Source organism: Actinoplanes lutulentus, from assembly GCF_003259845.1.
GTDB lineage: Bacteria > Actinomycetota > Actinomycetes > Mycobacteriales > Micromonosporaceae > Actinoplanes > Actinoplanes lutulentus.
Map to the genome: position 1 here is coordinate 174040 of NZ_QLMJ01000024.1, position 16467 is coordinate 190506.

General features: G+C 70.2%; 11 protein-coding genes. 6 read left to right on the forward strand and 5 right to left on the reverse strand.

Annotated features, from left to right (window positions below):
• Window positions 1-252: 252 nt before the first annotated feature.
• From B0I29_RS39020 to B0I29_RS39030, 3 genes are all read right to left on the reverse strand, one after another.
• A complete protein-coding gene (locus tag B0I29_RS39020) occupies window positions 253-2259 on the reverse strand; it encodes an ATP-binding protein (protein ID WP_111654196.1) in 2007 nt (668 codons plus the stop codon).
• Window positions 2260-2270: 11 nt separating this feature from the next.
• The gene (locus B0I29_RS39025) at window positions 2271-3656 is read right to left on the reverse strand and encodes a carboxyl transferase domain-containing protein (RefSeq protein ID WP_111654197.1); all 1386 of its coding nucleotides are present in this window, start codon (window positions 3654-3656) and stop codon (window positions 2271-2273) included.
• A 171-nt stretch (window positions 3657-3827) separates the two neighbouring features.
• A complete protein-coding gene (locus B0I29_RS39030) occupies window positions 3828-4505 on the reverse strand; it encodes a Crp/Fnr family transcriptional regulator (RefSeq protein ID WP_014447921.1) in 678 nt (225 codons plus the stop codon).
• A 205-nt stretch (window positions 4506-4710) separates the two neighbouring features.
• On the opposite strand from B0I29_RS39030, the gene B0I29_RS39035 reads away from it, so the two are divergent.
• The 5 genes from B0I29_RS39035 to B0I29_RS39055 are packed head-to-tail and all read left to right on the forward strand — an operon-like array spanning window position 4711 to window position 9211.
• Window positions 4711-5892, forward strand: coding sequence for a CapA family protein (locus B0I29_RS39035; RefSeq protein WP_111654198.1), 1182 nt, complete (start codon window positions 4711-4713; stop codon window positions 5890-5892).
• Window positions 5893-5927: 35 nt separating this feature from the next.
• Window positions 5928-6728 carry an endonuclease III gene (nth, locus tag B0I29_RS39040; RefSeq protein WP_181558206.1) on the forward strand — a complete coding sequence of 267 codons (801 nt, stop codon included), beginning with the start codon at window positions 5928-5930 and terminating at the stop codon, window positions 6726-6728.
• Window positions 6725-7279: a TlpA family protein disulfide reductase gene (locus B0I29_RS39045; protein ID WP_111654199.1), complete on the forward strand. Its 555-nt coding sequence runs from the start codon at window positions 6725-6727 to the stop codon at window positions 7277-7279. The genes nth and B0I29_RS39045 overlap by 4 nt, the downstream gene beginning before the upstream one ends.
• Window positions 7276-8004: an NUDIX hydrolase gene (locus B0I29_RS39050; protein WP_111654200.1), complete on the forward strand. Its 729-nt coding sequence runs from the start codon at window positions 7276-7278 to the stop codon at window positions 8002-8004. Before B0I29_RS39045 ends, B0I29_RS39050 begins: the two co-directional genes overlap by 4 nt.
• 28 nt (window positions 8005-8032) lie before the next feature.
• Window positions 8033-9211, forward strand: a complete 1179-nt coding sequence (locus B0I29_RS39055) for a MarP family serine protease (RefSeq protein WP_111654201.1) — start codon at window positions 8033-8035, stop codon at window positions 9209-9211.
• Between the two features lie 18 nt (window positions 9212-9229).
• On the opposite strand, the gene mycP is transcribed toward B0I29_RS39055, so the two are convergent.
• Together mycP and eccCa are read right to left on the reverse strand one after the other, a co-directional pair.
• Complete coding sequence (gene mycP / locus B0I29_RS39060; RefSeq protein WP_245973127.1) at window positions 9230-10450, reverse strand: type VII secretion-associated serine protease mycosin; 1221 nt, start codon at window positions 10448-10450, stop codon at window positions 9230-9232.
• A 135-nt stretch (window positions 10451-10585) separates the two neighbouring features.
• Window positions 10586-14407 (reverse strand): type VII secretion protein EccCa, encoded by a 3822-nt coding sequence (gene eccCa / locus B0I29_RS39065; RefSeq protein ID WP_111654203.1) that lies wholly within the window; start codon window positions 14405-14407, stop codon window positions 10586-10588.
• Between the two features lie 142 nt (window positions 14408-14549).
• On the opposite strand from eccCa, the gene eccD reads away from it, so the two are divergent.
• The gene (gene eccD, locus B0I29_RS39070) at window positions 14550-16001 is read left to right on the forward strand and encodes a type VII secretion integral membrane protein EccD (RefSeq protein WP_111654204.1); all 1452 of its coding nucleotides are present in this window, start codon (window positions 14550-14552) and stop codon (window positions 15999-16001) included.
• Window positions 16002-16467: the final 466 nt, after the last annotated feature.

A 16467-nucleotide genomic window follows, 5' to 3' on the forward strand; every position in this document is an offset into this window, starting at 1 on the left:
CGTGTGCCCGGGCGCACCGTGTGCCCTGGCTACGTGGGATCCAGGCACACCGTGTGCCTTCGGCCTGCTGAACGTCCGTGGCGGCGGTGCGCCCTCGGTGACCGGATTTGGACAGGGGGTGGGGTGGTGGAGTGGGCAATGCAGTTGCGCGAGAGGCGCGCTGCGGCCGTGCGCACGCACGGGCGTCGCGGTGTAGGCCCGGTGCTCATCTGATGCGTTTGGCCAGCCCCGAAACGCGTACCGAAGGAGGTTTTATTCTGGGTCCAGGACCGCTAGTAGTTCGCCCATGTCTACTTCGGAGCCCGGGTGGACCGGCAGGGAAGAGACCACGCCCGCTGAGGGTGCGTGTACCGGGTGTTCGAGCTTCATCGCCTCCAGCGTGAGCAGCAATTCGCCTGCTCGGACGCGCTGGCCGGGGACCACCAGGATGCGGCGGACGGCGCCGGGCAGGGGGGCGATCAGGGAGCTCTCGGTGGCTTCCGGGGCGGGTAGCGGGAAGCGGGAGATCTCGCGGAGGGTGACCGAGCCCTCGGGACTGTCCACATATGACACGTCGTTCACGCGGTGTACCAGGACGGCCAGGCGGATGCCCTGCACGTTGAGCACCACACGGTCCGCGGAGGCCTGGACGATCACGATGGGTGGGTGTTCGTCGGCTACCGGGGCTTGACCGAGACCGGCCAGGTCGAGCTCCTCCGGGTCCACCGCTCGGACCCACCAGCCGGCCAGCGCGCCGTGGCGGTTCATGCGGTAACCGACCTCTACCGGACCGGTCGGGCCGTCGTAGACCGCGGTCTGTGAGCCGGAGGGTACGTTGCGCCAGCCTGAGGGCAGTGAGTTCAGCACCGGGGCGGATGCTCGGCGGGCTGCCGCACCGGCCAGGGCGGCGGCCAGGCAGGACAGGCGGACCGCGTCTACCGATGAAAGCAGGGGCGCGAAGACCTCGGGGTGCCGGTCCAGGAAACCGGTGTCCAGGTCGCCGGCGCGGAACGAGTGGTGGCGCAGGGCGCGGACCAGCAGGTCGCGGTTCGACACGACGCCGTGGATCTGGGCTCGGGCCAGCGCGGACGCCAGCATCCGGGCGGCTTCCTGGCGGCTCGGGGCCCAGGCGATCAGTTTCGCCAGCATCGGGTCGTGGTGCATGCCGATCACCGAGCCGTCCGCGACGCCGGCGTCCAGGCGCAGGCCGGGCTGGGCGAGCGGGCGGAACGTGCCGGCGATGTCCGGCACGGCGAACCGGTGCAGGGTGCCGGCGGCGGGCAGCCAGGCGTACGCCGGATCCTCGGCACAGATGCGCACCTCGATGGCGTGCCCGCGGATCGGCGGCGGTCCGGGCATCGGCAGGCTGCCGCCCTCGGCCACCAGCAGCTGCAGGCGGACCAGGTCGTAACCGGAGACGCACTCGGTGACCGCGTGGTCGGCCTGCAGCGTCGGGGTGAGTTCGAGGAACCAGAACTTGCCGTCCTCGTCGAGCAGGAACTCGACGGCGCCGGCACCCACATAACCGAGGGCGCGGACCACCACGATCGCGGCCCGGCACAGGTCTTCGCGCAGGGCGGCGTCGACCGCCGGTGACGGGGTCTCCTCGATGATCTTCTGGTATCGGCGCTGTACCGAGCATTCGCGCTCGCCGAACGGGACCACCGAGCCCTGCGCGTCGGCGAGGATCGGGACTTCAATGTGGCGGACGTTGGTGACGTACGGCTCGCAGTAGACGTCGCCGCCGACCTCGCGACGGGTGGAGGCGACCGCCTCGGCGAGCGTGGAGGCGTCGCGGACCACGCGCATCCCGATGCCACCGGAGCCGGTGGCCGGCTTGATCAGCACGGGGAAGCCGGGCACCGAATCCGGGTCGGTGAAGGTCGGCAGCACCGGAACCCGGGCCTCGGCGACCATCTGCTTCATGTCCGGCTTCACGCTCAGGGCACGCAGCGTCGCCGGGGTCGGACCGACCCAGATCATCCCGGCGTCGACGACGGCGGCCGCGAAGTCCGGGTCCTCGGCGAGCATGCCGACGCCCGGGTGCACGGCGTTCGCCCCGGACCGCTGCGCGGCCGCGAGAAGCGCTTCGGTACGGAGATAAGTACTGGCCGGAGTACTACCCGGCAGGTGGACCGCATAGTCGGCCTCGTCGACGTGTGGCGCCGAGGAGTCGACGTCGGAGTAGACGGCGACCGTCTCGATGCCGACCAGCCGGCAGGTGGCGAACACCCGGCGGGCGACCTCTCCTCGGTCGGCCACCAGAAGTCGTCGAATCACTGCACTACCTTTCAAGGTCGGAAAACGCCGACGTGTCCGGCACCCTCGACGGTGGCGCTGTGCACCGCGGAGAGGCAGAGGCCGAGGACCGTACGCGTATCGCGGGGGTCGATGACGCCGTCGTCGGCGCAGGTGCGCTCTTTCGCGGGCCAGCTGAACGTGAATCGGGGCTCGCCGACCCGGTCCGGCGAGTGTTCGGTGACCGGCCCGGCGGTGAGCACCAGGTGCGGCACTGTCGACCGGGAAGCGGCATGCACCAGCGGGGCGTCGTGCCGTGTGTCGGGTGTCTCCGTCTCGTCGCCGGCGGGTGCGCCGGTGTGCCGGAGGAAGAGCAACGGTGTGGCGGTCGCGTTCGCCAGGTGCAGGAAGTGCACGGCCTTCTGCGCCTCGGCGGCCGAGCACGGTGTCGCCGGGGTGGCGACCACGCCGACCGGGTACCCGTGCAGTTCGCCCCAGCCGGTCAGCAGGGTGACCGCCTGGCCGGGCTTGAACTCGTCGAAGTCGCTGTCGTCGAGGATCCGGGCCAGCACCTCGCGCGGCTCGAACTTGGCCGGATCGCTGGCGGCCAGCGTGAGTAGATCGTCCGGGTCGTGCCGGGGCGGCAGCGGCTGCCGGGTACGCGGAGCCGGCCCCTGCTTGCGCCAATTGAGCCGCCGCACACACTGCCGGGCCAGCCGCAGGCCGTCCCGTTCATCCTCGGCGAGCTGGTCAGCGGGTCCGGCCGGTCCGGCCGGCACCACGGGGGTGGCGCGTACCTCGACGCCGTTGGCCGCGCCGCGTACCGGCTGCGGGTGGATCGTCAGGACCTTGGCGTGCCCGCGGACCATGATCGTGTAGTCGGAGAGCGCCGGCAGGTACGCGGCGTCACCGGTGGTCAGCCCGAAGGTCACGCAGATGGTCGGCACCCGGTCCGGGGTGAGCCGGCTCAACTCGCGGGCGATACCGCCGTCCGGGTTGCCTGTGCCGGCTGACTCGACCAGGTTGACCAGCGGAAGCCGGTTCACCGAGGCGATACGCGCGGCCCGGCGGATCTTCGCGGCGGTGTACGGGTTGACCGCACCACCGTCCACCGTCGGGTCGTTCGCGATGACGACGCACTCGATGCCCTCGATCACGCCGACGCCGGTGACGACGCTGGCGCCGACCGGGTACTCCGAACCCCACGCTGCCGACGGGGCCAGCTCAAGGAACGGGCTGTCCTGGTCGAGCAGCATCTCGATGCGCTCCCGGGGGAGCAATTTCCCCCGGGCGTGGTGCCGGGTCACCCACTTCTCGCCGCCGCCTGCACGCGCCTCGTCGAGCGCGTCCTCGATGTCGGCGAGGAGTTGCAACGTGGTGCTGCGACCCTCCAGGAAGGCGGGGTCACGCGGGTTCAGCGTGGTGTCGAGCACGGTCATGCAGACACCCCGATGCCCGCTCCGCCCCTACCTGCGTTCAAAGCCGCGCCCTTCCCTGTCACGCCGGTGCCTCTCGGCCACCTCCGTAACGAGTGGCCCGGCGGGTGCGACACGGTGACAGGTGCACGGCGAAGGGGCTGCCCGCCAGGACAGCCCCGATCGGGAGGCGGGTCAGACGCGGGCGCGCCGCGCGAGCCGCTCCGGGTCCAGGATGATCACGGACTTGCCGTCGAGCCGCAGCCAGGCGCGGGACGCGAAGTCGGCGAGAGCCTTGTTGACCGTTTCCCGGGACGCGCCGACCAGCTGGGCCAGCTCTTCCTGGGTGAGGTCGTGTGTCACCCGCAGGACGCCGCCGTCCCGGGTGCCGAACCGGCCGGCCATCTGGAGCAGGTTCTTGGCCACCCGCCCGGGGACGTCCGTGAAGATCAGGTCGGCGAGCGCGTCGTTGGTCCGGCGCAGGCGACGAGCCAGCACACGGAGCAACTGCTCGGCGATCTCGGGCCGGTTGTTCAGCCAGGGCCGCAACGACGACTTCTTCAGCCGGGCCAGACGACTGTCCGTCACCGCGGTGGCAGTCGCCGTCCGCGGACCGGGGTCGAAGAGGGAAAGCTCGCCGAGCATGTCCGACGGACCCATGATCGACACCAGGTTCTGCCGGCCGTCCGCGGCCCGCCGTCCTAGCTTGATCTTCCCGGACAGAACGATATACAGGCTGTCGCCGGCCTCGCCCTCGTTGAAGACCACGTCGCCCTTACGGACTTCGATCGTGTCCATCTCCTTGGCGAGCGCCTCTGCGGCTTCCGGGTCAACGCCCTGGAAGATCCCGCTGCGAGCCAGTACCTCATCCATCGCCGCACCTCCGAAAACGCGCAACGTCTGCGCTCGATCAGTCTAGGCGCACGCGGGCGGGAAACGGGCGGCCACCCCTTGATCCAGATACTGGACGGTAACCAGATTTGCCATTACCGCCTGTGACAATCAGCGGTCCGGGCATATCAGGACAGGCCATTCGTCGGTCGATCCCGCTTGCGACCTGACGGTATCGTCCCGGTCGATGAATTCGCACCCCCGGTCCCATCGTCAGGCACGTTTCGGACACCCTGTCCTAACTGTCACGATTGTCCTAGCCGTCATCGCGGGCCTCGCTTTCGGCGGCGTCGCATTGGCAAAGCGTGACAATTCGCCCGCCGCGTCGTGGCAGGCTCCTGAGTCCGCTTCTCCCGCGGCTGCCGCAACGGGCAAGCCCGTCGAAGAATCCGCCTCGGTCGAGTCGATCAGCCTCTCCGCCACCGGCGACATCATCATGGGTAGCGCGCCGAACAAGTTGCCGGCCAACGACGGCGACGGCTTCTTCGACTCGGTGAAGAAGGGCCTCGCCTCCGACCTGGTGATGGGCAACCTGGAACAGCCTCTGACCGGCGACACCGGCACATCCAAGTGCGGTTCGCCGGCGCGGGCCAACTGCTTCGCCTTCCGCTCACCGCCGAAATACGCCAACCACCTGGTGGAAGCCGGATTCCAGCTGCTGAACACGGCGAACAACCACTCCAAGGACTACGGCACGGCCGGTTACCAGAACACGGTCGAGGCTCTGGAGGGCGCCGGGCTCGAGCACACCGGGGCGCAGGACCAGATCACCGTCGTGGAGATCAAGGGCGTCAAGGTCGCGGTCATCGGTTTTTCTCCGTACGCGGGAGCCAACAACCTGAACGACCTCGACGCCGCTTCGACGATCGTGGAGAAGGCCAAGTCCGAGGCCGACCTGGTCGTGGTTCAGGTGCACATGGGCGCCGAGGGCTCCGACAAGCAGCACGTGAAACCGGGTAACGAGCTCTTCTTCGGCGAGAACCGTGGCGACCCGATCAAGTTCAGCCACGCCGTGATCGACGCGGGAGCTGACCTGGTCGTCGGGCACGGCCCGCACGTTCTGCGGGGCATGGAGTTCTACAAGGGCAAGCTGATCGCGTACAGCCTCGGCAACTTCGCCGGTGGCGGCAAGACGCTCTCCAGCAACGGGGTGCTGAAGTACGCGGGGATCCTGCACGTCTCGCTCACCAAGGAGGGCGAGTACGCCGGCGGCAAGTTCCTGTCGACCTACATGAACACCACCGGGGTGCCGACCCGGGACGCCAAGAACGAACGCGGCCGGGAGCTCGTGAACGATCTCTCCGCCTCCGACTTCGACGACACCGCGGTGTCGATCGGTGACGACGGGACGATCAAGCCCTCGGCGTGAACGACGATGTCGCACGCTCGGCGTACTCTTTACCGGTGACTGCACCCGTCTCCGCATCGCGCTACGCGGGTGAGACCTTGCTCGGGCGCAAGCGCCGGGCCCGCAAGATGGCCCGGGTGCTCGCCGAGACCCACCCCGACGCGCACTGTGAGCTGGACTTCACCACCCCGCTCGAGCTGGCCGTCGCGACGATCCTCTCGGCGCAGACCACCGACGTGCGGGTCAACCAGGTGACCCCGGCGCTCTTCAAGCTCTACCGGTCGGCCGCTGATTACGCGGGCGCCGACCGGGCCGCGATGGAGACGCTGCTGCGGCCGACCGGCTTCTTCCGGGCGAAAACCGACTCGCTGATCAAGCTCGGTCAGATGCTTGTCGAGAAATACGACGGCGAGCTGCCCCGCAAGCTCGATCAGCTGGTCGCGCTGCCCGGCATCGGCCGCAAGACGGCCAACGTGATCCTCGGCAACGCGTTCGGGGTGCCCGGCATCACTGTCGACACCCACTTCCGCCGGCTGACCAACCGTTTCGGCTGGGTCGCCGAGGACGATCCGGTGAAAATCGAGTTCCTGGTCGCCGAGCTCATCGAGAAACGCGACTGGACCATGCTGTCGCACCGGGTGATCTTCCACGGCCGGCGGGTCTGCCACGCGCGCAAGCCGGCCTGCGGAGCCTGCACGCTGGCGAGCGTCTGCCCGTCGTACGGGACGGGTCCGACCGAGGCCGCCGCCGCTGCGAAACTGCTGAAGGGTCCCCGGGCTCGCGATCTCGCGGAAGCCGCCGGCGTCGACCCCGACCTGGTTCCGGCCGCCGCGGTCCTGGCCCCGGAGGAACCGTGATCCGGTTCGCACGGGCGCTGCCTGCAGTCGTGGCGCTGGGTCTCCTCTCCGCCTGTACGGCGGCTGTGGAGACGAGTGAGCCGGAGACCCCCTCGCCGTTCGCGGCCTGCGACTTCGCAGTCTCCAGTGGCGAGACCGAGTTACCCGATCTATCGCTTCCGTGCTTTACCGGCGGGCAGGAGGTCGCGGTGAGCGGCCTGCGCGGCCCCGCGGTGATCAACGTGTGGGCTTCCTGGTGCGGGCCGTGCCGCGAGGAACTGCCGATCATGCAGGGCCTGGCCGACCGGACCGAGGGAGAGCTCACCGTGCTCGGCGTCGCCAGCCGCGACCCGCGTGAGGCGTCCGCCTCTTTCGCGACCGACAAGGACGTGAGCTTGCCGACCCTCTACGACCCGGACCAGAAATTCGCCATCGCGGTGAAGGCCGCCGCATTGCCGGCCACGGTCTTCGTCGACGCCGGCGGCGCGATCTACGTCCACCGCGACACCCTGGACGTCGACGAGCTGATCAAGCTGGTCGGGGAGCACACCGGCGTGACGGTGACCCGATGAGCCAGGGGCAGGTGCTGGGCCGGCCGGACGATCTGCCGTCCTGGTTCGAGCCGCTGCTGACCCGGGTCGCCACCTGCCGGACCGAGGACTTCACCCCGCTGCGCCGGCCGACCGGAGTCGCCGGCCGCGCCAGCGCTGTTCTGGTGCTGCTCGGCGAGAGCGAGCCGGACGCCGGCACACCGGGCGGCCCCGATCTGCTGGTGCTGCAACGCGCCGCGACCATGCGCAACCACGCCGGGCAGCCGGCTTTCCCGGGTGGCGCCACCGACCCGGAAGACCTCGACGCGCCGGACACCGCGCTGCGCGAGGCCTCCGAGGAGGTCGGCCTCGACCGCCGCAGCGCCGAGGTGCTGGCCCTGCTGCCGGACCTGTGGATTCCGGTCAGCAGCTTCGTCGTGACGCCGGTTCTGGCCTGGTGGCGGGCGCCGCACATGGTGCATCCGCTGCAGGCCACCGAGGTCGCACATGTCGCACGTCTGCCGATCAGTGAACTCGCGGACCCGGCGAACCGTATCCGGGTGCGTCATCCGAGCGGCTGGATCGGACCTGCCTTCCAGGTCCGGGGGCTGCTCGTCTGGGGATTCACGGCAGGGGTGATCTCGTCGTTGCTCGACATGGCCGGGTGGTCACAGCCTTGGGCACAGGATCGTGTGGTCGAGTTACCCGACGCCTCGGCGCCCGTTCCGGCGGCTCGCGGTGGTGCTCCCGACGAGGTGGTGCCGTGACGTGGCCTCCTCCTTCTACGCTGAGTGAGTGCCCGTGGTCGATGTGATTCTGGTCGTGCTGATGCTGCTGTTCGCGGTCAGCGGTTATCGGCAGGGCTTCGTCATCGGCGCGTTCTCTCTGGGCGGCTTCTTCAGCGGTGTGCTGATCGGGCTCCAACTCGGACCGTTGATCGCGAGACAGTTCGCCGACGGGACGGTGCGGCTGGTCGTGGCGCTGGCCGTCATCCTCACCTTCGCGGTCCTCGGTCAGACCCTGGCCGGTTGGCTCGGCACCAACCTGCGGCGGGGCATCTTCAGCAAGCCGTTGCAGCACATCGACGACGCGGGCGGCGCTGTCGTGTCGGTCGTGGCGCTGCTGCTCGCCGCGTGGCTGGTGGCCGTTCCGCTCGGGTCGACACCCTTCCCGGCGATCAACCGGGAATTCCGCAGCAGCGCGATCCTGGGCGGCATCAACGGCCTCATGCCGGAGCAGGCGCAGGCTCTCTCGTCGGCGCTGCGCGACACCCTGGACACCAGCGGCTTCCCGGACGTCTTCGGCGGGCTCGCGCGTACTCAGGCGAAAGAGGTCGCCGAGCCGGACCCGAAACTGAAGAACTCCAAGATCGTGCAGTCGTCGAAGAAGTCGGTGCTCAAGGTGCTGGGCGCCGCGCCGAGCTGTTCCCGGCGGATCGAGGGCACCGGGTTCGTCTACGACGACGAGCGGGTGATGACCAACGCGCACGTGGTGGCCGGCACCAAGGAGGTCGTGGTGGAGACCTCACGCGGCCAGCTGGAGGGCACCGTCGTGGTCTACGACCCGAAACGCGACCTCGCCGTGCTGCACGTGCCGGGCCTGGAAGCGCCGGTGATGAAATTCGTCAGCAAGGAGGCCGCCAGCGGGGCCAGCGCGATCGTGCTGGGTTATCCGCAGGACGGGCCGTACAACGCGCAGTCCGCCCGGGTCCGGGACGTCAGCCGGATCACCGGCCCGGACATCTACGACTCGGGTGACGTGACCCGCGAGATCTACACGATCAAGTCGCTGGTCCGCAGCGGTAACTCGGGTGGTCCGCTGATCGACCCGAACGGCGGAGTCCTCGGCGTCATCTTCGCGGCCGCGGCCGATGACAAGAACGTCGGTTTCGCCCTCACCGCGGACGAGGCAGCCGGGGTCGCGGAGGCGGGCAAGACCCGCACCAAGGGCGTGCAGACCGGCGAATGCGCCTGATCCAAGACCGGGCTCTGATCAGCCCGCGCTGCCGGCAAACCGGCGGACGGTGAACGCCGCGACCAGCGCGGAGATCAGGAAGAGCACGATCGCGATCCACCGGGTCCGGCCGCTGCCGTCGTCGACCGGCTGAGCCGGCGCGGCCCAGCCACCCGAATTGGTGGTGGGGGCCTGGGTGACGACCCACGGCGGGTTGCTCTCCTCCGGCGCGGACTGGGCCTGGCCGGGGACGGGCGCGCTGCCGAACCGGGCGACCCCGGGCGGCGGCGTGGTGTCGAGCGGGTTGTCCGTCACGAACGAGACGTCGGCGGTGAGCGCGGCGGTCGGGTTGACCAGGCCGTACCCGAACTGGCCGTCGCGGCCGGGCTCGCCGCGGTCATCCGCGGTCTTTATCAACCGGTTGATCACCTCGCCGGCCGGCATGTCCGGCCAGCGGGAACGGATCAGGGCGGCGACACCGGACACCATCGGCGCGGCGAAGCTGGTGCCCTGCACCCGCCAGTAGTCGTCCGGCCCGCGGGCGCCGACCAGCTGGGTGGACGGTGCGGTCAGCACGGTCTCCTTGCCGGTTATCGCACCCGACCACAGGGTCGTGCCGTCGCGCTCCATGCCGGCGACCGCGACCACGCCGGGCTCGCGAGCCGGGTACCACACCCCGCTGTTGTCCGAAGTGGAGGACGCGCTGGCGTTGCCGGTGCAGGCGATCACCACGACGTCCTTGGCGAACGCGTAATCCAGTGCGGCGGCCAGGGTGGCGCTGGAGCCGCTGCCGCCGAGCGACAGATTCAGCACCTTGGCGCCGTGGTCGACCGCCCAGCGCACGCCCTTTGCCACGATCAGCGCGTCGTCGTACCGGTTTTCCTCGTCGAGGACGCGGATCGGGAGGATCTTGGCTTTCGGCGCGATGCCGACCACGCCGTTGTCGTCGTCGTTGCGGCCGGCGATGAACGCCGCGACAGTGGTGCCGTGACCGACCGGGTCGGTGACGGTCTCCGCTTTCGTGTCGACCAGGTCGAGGCCGGGCAGCACCTGACCCACGAGGTCGGGGTGGCTCCCGTCGACGCCGGAGTCGATCACCGCGACCGTCACGCCGGTGCCGTCCGCGTACGCCCAGGCGTCGGCCAGGTCGAGTGCCTCCAGCTGCCACTGATCGGCACGAACCGTGTCATCGGTGGTGATCACCGGCTCGGTGAGCGGCGGCGAGGCGGAGGCCGCGGCGGCCGGGGCGGCGAGCGACATCAGACCTGCCAGTGCGGCGGCTCCCACCCTGCGCGACAGACTCAGCAACGAACACCGCCTTCGCTACGGTCGGGTGGTCAGTCGATGGAGGGAGATTACTCCCAACGGGCGGCGTGTTGCTCCGGTCCGGGACGCCTAATCGCACTCGGAGTCTGTTGATTTTGCCGAATCCCGAAACGGTGGCAGGTGCGCCAGCTGGATCAGTCGCGTTCCCTCACGACGGGTCACCAGGTGACCACGCCCCGGTGGCATCGGTCGTGCTGGGACAGTGCCGAGCAACACACCCTCCTCCGGTGAGCCGGACATCACCAGGCCCGGCGCGGAGAGCTCCCGTAACCGCTGGATCACCGGCTCGTACAGCGCCCGGCCCGCGCCACCGGCCCGCCTGGTGAGCACCAGATGCAGTCCGACGTCGCGAGCCTGTGGCAGGTGCTCCAGCAGCGGCGTGAGCGGGTTGACCGGTCCGGCCGCCACCAGGTCGTAATCGTCGACCAGCACGAACAGCTCCGGGCCGGTCCACCAGGAACGGTTCCGCAGCTGGGCCGCCGTGACGTCCGGTCCGGGCAGCCGGCGTTCCATGTACCCGGCCACCGAACGCATCAGCTCCGCGGTCTGCTGCGCCTGGACGCCGTACCCGATCCGGTGTTCCGTGACGGGCAGATCCATCAGGCTGCGCCGGTAGTCGACCAGGATGATCCGGGCCTGCTCCGGCGTGAACAGCGTGGTCACCGACGTGGCGAGCGCGCGGAGCAGCGACGATTTGCCGCACTCCGCGTCGCCGAGGACCAGCAGATGCGGATCGGCCGCGAAATCGATCGCCACCGGCAGAAGATCGGACTCGGCGATGCCGATCGGCACGCGCAGGCTCCCTGCCGGGTCGCTCTCCGGTCTTTGGTACGCCACAACGGCCGGCAACAACCGCACCGGAGGAGCCACCGGCCCACGCCAGGCCCCGGCCACCGCTTTGACCAAGGCAGCCGTGTCGCCGAGCGTGGACACCTCCGGCCGGACCGTGAGCAGATGCAGTCCCCGGTCCCGATCGGCCGGATGCTCGGTGACACCACGGCCCGGCCGGCCCTCCGGAACGGCGAGGGCGGCCCGCCGGTGCACCGCCGAGTCAGCCGGATCGCCGAGCCGCAGCTCCACCCGGGAACCGAAGAGATCGCGGATCGGCGGCCGGAAGTCGGTCCATCGCGACGTGGCGGCGACCAGATGGATTCCGTACGCGAGACCGCGAGTGGCCAGGTCGGTGAGCACCGGCTCCAGCTCCTCGAAGTCCGAGCGCAGCGTGGCCCACCCGTCGACGACCAGGAAGACGTGCGACCAGAACGGGGCGGCCTGCCGTTCCCGCTCGGCGAGCAGGGACGTCATCTCTCCGGCGGTTCGGCGTACCCCCTCGGGTTCGAGACGGCCGAAGACGCCGCCGACGTGCGGCAGGTCGCGCAGGCCGGCGAGTGTTCCGCCGCCGAAGTCGAGGCAGTAGACGCGTACCTCGTCGGGGGTGTGTGTGAGGGCGAGGCCGCAGGCGAGCGCGCGCAGTACCGACGATTTTCCGCTGCGGGTGCCGCCGGCGACCGCGACGTGCCCGGCCGAGCCGGCGAGCTGGAGCCAGAGCGTGTCCCGAACCTGTTCCCGGGGCTTGTCGACGAGCGCGATCGGCACCTGGAGCGCGCCGTGCAGCGCCGGGTTCGCCACGGTGAGGCCGCGGTGCGGATCGGGTACAACCGAGCCGAGCAGATCGTCCAATGTGGCGGAAGCGTCCAGCGGCGGCAGCCACACCCGGTGCGCCGGCGGACCCTTCCCGGCGAGGCGGCCGACCAGCACGTCAGCCAGGGCGCGGTCGGCGCTGTCCTCGGCCGGAGCCTCGGTCAGCGGGATGTGTTCGCTGGTCCAGGGCAGGATTCGCGGCGTGGAGGCGTCCGGTGCGCGGTGCCGGCGGGACGGCCCGGAGGCGTATGCGCTCCGGAACCGCGCCGGCGCCTCGGTGCCGGACTTCAGAAATCCGTGCCCGGGCGAGCGGGGCAGTTCGTACGCGTCCGCGACACCCAGCACCGCCCGCGACTCCAGCGCCGAGAACGTCCGCAGCCCGATCCGGTACGACAGATGGGTGTCCAGCCCGCGCAGCCGCCCGTCCTCAATCCGCTGACTGGACAGCAGCAGGTGCACGCCGAGCGACCGGCCCAGCCGTCCTATCTGGAGGAACAGGTCGAGGAACTCCGGTTTGCGCTGCAGCAGCTCGGAGAACTCGTCGCAGATCACCAGCAGTGACGGCAGCGGTGGCAGGACCGCTCCGGCGGCACGGGCCCGGTCGTACTCGCGTAGCCCGGCGAAGTTGCCGGACCGCCGCAGCAGCTCCTGTCGCCGCAGCAGTTCGCCGTCGAGCGCGTCGGCCATCCGGTCGACCAGCGGCAGGGCGTCGGCGAGGTTCGTGATCAGGGCGGCGGTGTGCGGCAGCCGGTCCATCGAGGCGAACGTGGCGCCGCCCTTGAAGTCGATCAGCACGAAGTTGAGGGTTTCCGGGGAATGGGTGGCGGCCAGGGCCAGCACGAGCGTGCGCAGGAGTTCTGATTTGCCGGAGCCGGTCGCGCCGACGAGCAGGCCGTGCGGGCCCATGCCGTCCTGCGCTGACTCCTTCAGGTCCAGCTCGACCGGGCGGCCGGTGGGGTCGACGCCGATCGGGACGCGGAGTCGTCCACGGTTCGGTCGCGAGATCCAGCCGCGGGTTGCGGGGTGGGTTTCCGGATCGGTGATGCCGAGCAGTTCGGCGAGGCCGGGATCTGCGGTCTGTCCTGTTTGCCCGGTTGGGTCGGCGTCGGTGTCGAGCTCCAGCGGGGTCAGTCGCCGGGCTATCGCCTCGGCTTGGGCGGCGTCGAGCTGGTCCGCCCGGCCGACTTCGGCAAAATGATCCAGAGTGGACGTCCTAAGTGTTCTGTTTGGGGAGATTGCCACCACCAGTGTTGATTCATCCTCAAGCCGGGGCGGTGTGGTGTCCAGGTCCAGCACTGTTGCCCCGTCGAGACTTGGGTTCAGTGGGTGGGTCGAGCCGTCCTGGACGATGACCAGGTGCGGGCCCGGTCGCAGGCCGTCCAGCACCTCCGGGTCGCCGATCAGCCGTATCGGGCCGAGTGCGTCGGACCGTTCCGGATGACCGTTGTGCGGCAGCCATTTCACCCACTCCCACGCCTCGCGAGCGCCCGGACCCGCGCAGATCGCGATGATCAGATCGTCCGGCGGGTGGAAGACCGCGAGCTGCGTCAACACGGCCCGGACCAGCGCCCGGGCAGCCTCCCGGTCGCCCTCGGAGCGAATCAGGATCCGTGCGAAACCGCGCACCGACATCGCGACCGGAAGGTCCGGAACCACCGAGTACGCCTCCAGGAACCGCCGCAGCGCGCCCGCGGTCATCGGCTCCAGCTCGTCCGGCGGGCGGGTCTCCGGCGGCACCAGCGGCGTGGCGAGCGTCTGCGGGCCCAGCCCGATCCGGACCACGCCGAAATCGGAATCCTCCGGGCGCCGCTCCCACACCCGCTGGCTGTCGACTGTGGACCACAGTCGCTCCGGATCGGGGTGGCGGTGGAACAGCCCGGTCCGCTGCGCTCGCGCGGTCTCCCGGGCACGTCGCCGCAGGCCCGCCAGATGCCGCAGATAATCGCGCCGGGCGGCGATCATCTCGGCTTTCCGCGGCGAGCCGGACGCGCTGAACGACATGGTCAGCATCGCCAGCGACGAGATCCCGAACAATGCGCCGACAACGTACGAAAAAGGTCCGCTCTGTCCCTGGCCCATCATCATCGCCATCGCGATGGTGCCGCCGAGCATCGGCAGTGCCAGCAGCCATTGCTGCCAGCGACCGGCCGGCTGCGGCGGCATCGGCGGCGGCGGATCGACGGTGAGCTCGCCGGTCGGGATCACGGGCGCGGCTCGGCGCGGCGGCCGCCGGATCGTCACCGTCCCCATCGGACTCCCGCATCGCTCTCCGTAGCGTTGTCGTCACGATGATAGGTAGAGTTCGATGCGTCCCGCAGCATCGATTTCACGCCTGTGGACAACTCCGAAATCCCCTGTGGACCATCACCTGTGGACAGTGCGGAGGTGCTCGATGACCGCTGGTCTGGCCCGCGTGACGATCAGCGCCCCGCAGCGCCGGGTGGACGTCGCCCTGCCCGAGCGCGTACCCCTGGCCGAGCTGCTCCCCGACGTCCTGCGGCACGCGGGCGTCGACCTCGCCGACCAGGGCGAAAACCACGGTGGGTGGGTGCTCCGGCGAGCGGATGGGGTCGCTCTCGCGACCGGTCAAGGCCTTCAAACCCAGGGGGTACGGGACGGAGAAGTGCTCCATCTCGTCCCGGCACACGAGGAGTGGCCGGAGGCCGAATACGACGACGTGGTGGAAGCCGTCGCCGAGGGCGCCCGCCGGCGCGGGGGCATCTGGACGCCGGCGACCACCCGAACGGCGACGCTTGCCGCCGCCGGGGTACCACTCGGCCTCGGCCTGCTGGCACTGTTCGCCGCGGGCCCGGGTGTCAGCGGTGTCGGCTCCGCCGGTCTGGGAGCCGCGGCGTTGCTCCTGCTCGCCGGGACGATCGCCGCCCGGGGACACGGGCAGACCTCGGCCGGCGTGGCCCTCGGCGGATATGCCCTGCCCTACGCCTTCCTCGGAGGCGCCGCGTCGGCCTTCGCCGGCGGCGGGCCAGCAGTCGGTGGCGGATCAGCCGCCGGGGGCACCGGATCGGCCACCCGCTGGGACCTGCTCACCGGATCGGTCGCCGGTTGGGATCCGCTCGCCGGATCGCTGGCGTTGCTGGTGGCCGGGGTCCTCGGCACTTTTGCGATCACGGCCGGGGTACGGATCTTCGCGGCCGGCGTGACAGCCGGGCTGCTGGGCGCGCTGACGGCGCTGCTCGGGGCGCTGGCGTCACCGGGAGCGGCAGCGGCGGCCCTGATCTCGGTACTGATCTGCGGTCTCGGCGCGCTGCCGGTGCTCGCCGTCCGGTTGGGCCGGATGCCGCTGCCACCGCTCGCGCTCCCAGCGCGTGGACCGGGCCGCCCGGAATCCGAGACTGCGGAACCGCCGGACCGGGTCGCCGTGTTCGCTGCTGTCGACCGTACCGATGAGATCTTGATTGGTTTGCTGCTCGGTCATGCACTGCTCGCGCTGGTGGCGTTCGTGCTGCTCGCGCTCGAAGGCAGCCTCTCGGCCCGGATCCTGATCGGCGTCTGCGCCACGGCACTGCTGCTGCGGGCCCGGCTCTTCGTGACCGGGCGGCTGCGGATCCCGCTCCTGGTGGCCGGCCTCGGCGGCTTCGCCGCACTCGGCGCCGATCTCCTGCTCACCGAGGCGTGGGACAAAACGCTGCTGCCGGGCCTGATCGGCTCGGTCCTGCTGATCGGCACGCTCACGGTCACGGCAGGCGCACGGTACGTCCACCGCCCGCCCTCGCCATACCTGAGCCGAGCCGCCGACCTGTTGGAAGGCCTGACCGTGATCGCCGTGATCCCGGTGGCCTGCGCGGTGGCCGGCCTCTACACAGCCCTATCCGGCCTGCCCTGAACCCCAGACCCCACTCCGGGCCGGCCCTCGCTGCCTCAAGCGCGCCCGGATCGCCTGCCGTGTGTCGATTTCGGGTTCGCTACGCCCCCAAACTCGACACACATCCCGCGAACCACTTGCCGTGTGTCGATTTCGGGTTCGGTACGCGCCTCAACTCGACACGCGCCGGGAGGGGTGCTGCCGGCGTGGTGCCGTCGGCCCCGGTAGGCGGGCCGAATGCGGCCGTTGGCGTGAGCTGGCCGCTGGGGGTGAGCCGTTCGCCGGGGTGAGCCGTAGCTCAGATAGGTCATCGGGCTGTCATGAGGTGTCTGAGCTACGGCTGGTGGGTGCGAGCCGTAGGCCAGATAGGTCATCGGACCCTCATGAGGTGTCTGAGCTACAGAGAGGATTGGTGGTGAGCACCTCCCGCCCGGGGTCTGACCCACTGAGCTACTGACTTCGGGTCTTCGAGCCGATCTGTCGGCTT

What these genes read in the sequence shown, in the direction of transcription:
- eccCa (WP_111654203.1), bottom strand. Translation starts at nt 14,407, where the DNA reads ATGGGGACGGTGACGATCCGGCGGCCGCCGCGCCGAGCCGCGCCCGTG.
- mycP (WP_245973127.1), bottom strand. Translation starts at nt 10,450, where the DNA reads ATGTCGCTCGCCGCCCCGGCCGCCGCGGCCTCCGCCTCGCCGCCGCTC.
- eccD (WP_111654204.1), top strand. Translation starts at nt 14,550, where the DNA reads ATGACCGCTGGTCTGGCCCGCGTGACGATCAGCGCCCCGCAGCGCCGG.
- B0I29_RS39050 (WP_111654200.1), top strand. Translation starts at nt 7,276, where the DNA reads ATGAGCCAGGGGCAGGTGCTGGGCCGGCCGGACGATCTGCCGTCCTGG.
- B0I29_RS39035 (WP_111654198.1), top strand. Translation starts at nt 4,711, where the DNA reads ATGAATTCGCACCCCCGGTCCCATCGTCAGGCACGTTTCGGACACCCT.
- B0I29_RS39030 (WP_014447921.1), bottom strand. Translation starts at nt 4,505, where the DNA reads ATGGATGAGGTACTGGCTCGCAGCGGGATCTTCCAGGGCGTTGACCCG.
- B0I29_RS39025 (WP_111654197.1), bottom strand. Translation starts at nt 3,656, where the DNA reads ATGACCGTGCTCGACACCACGCTGAACCCGCGTGACCCCGCCTTCCTG.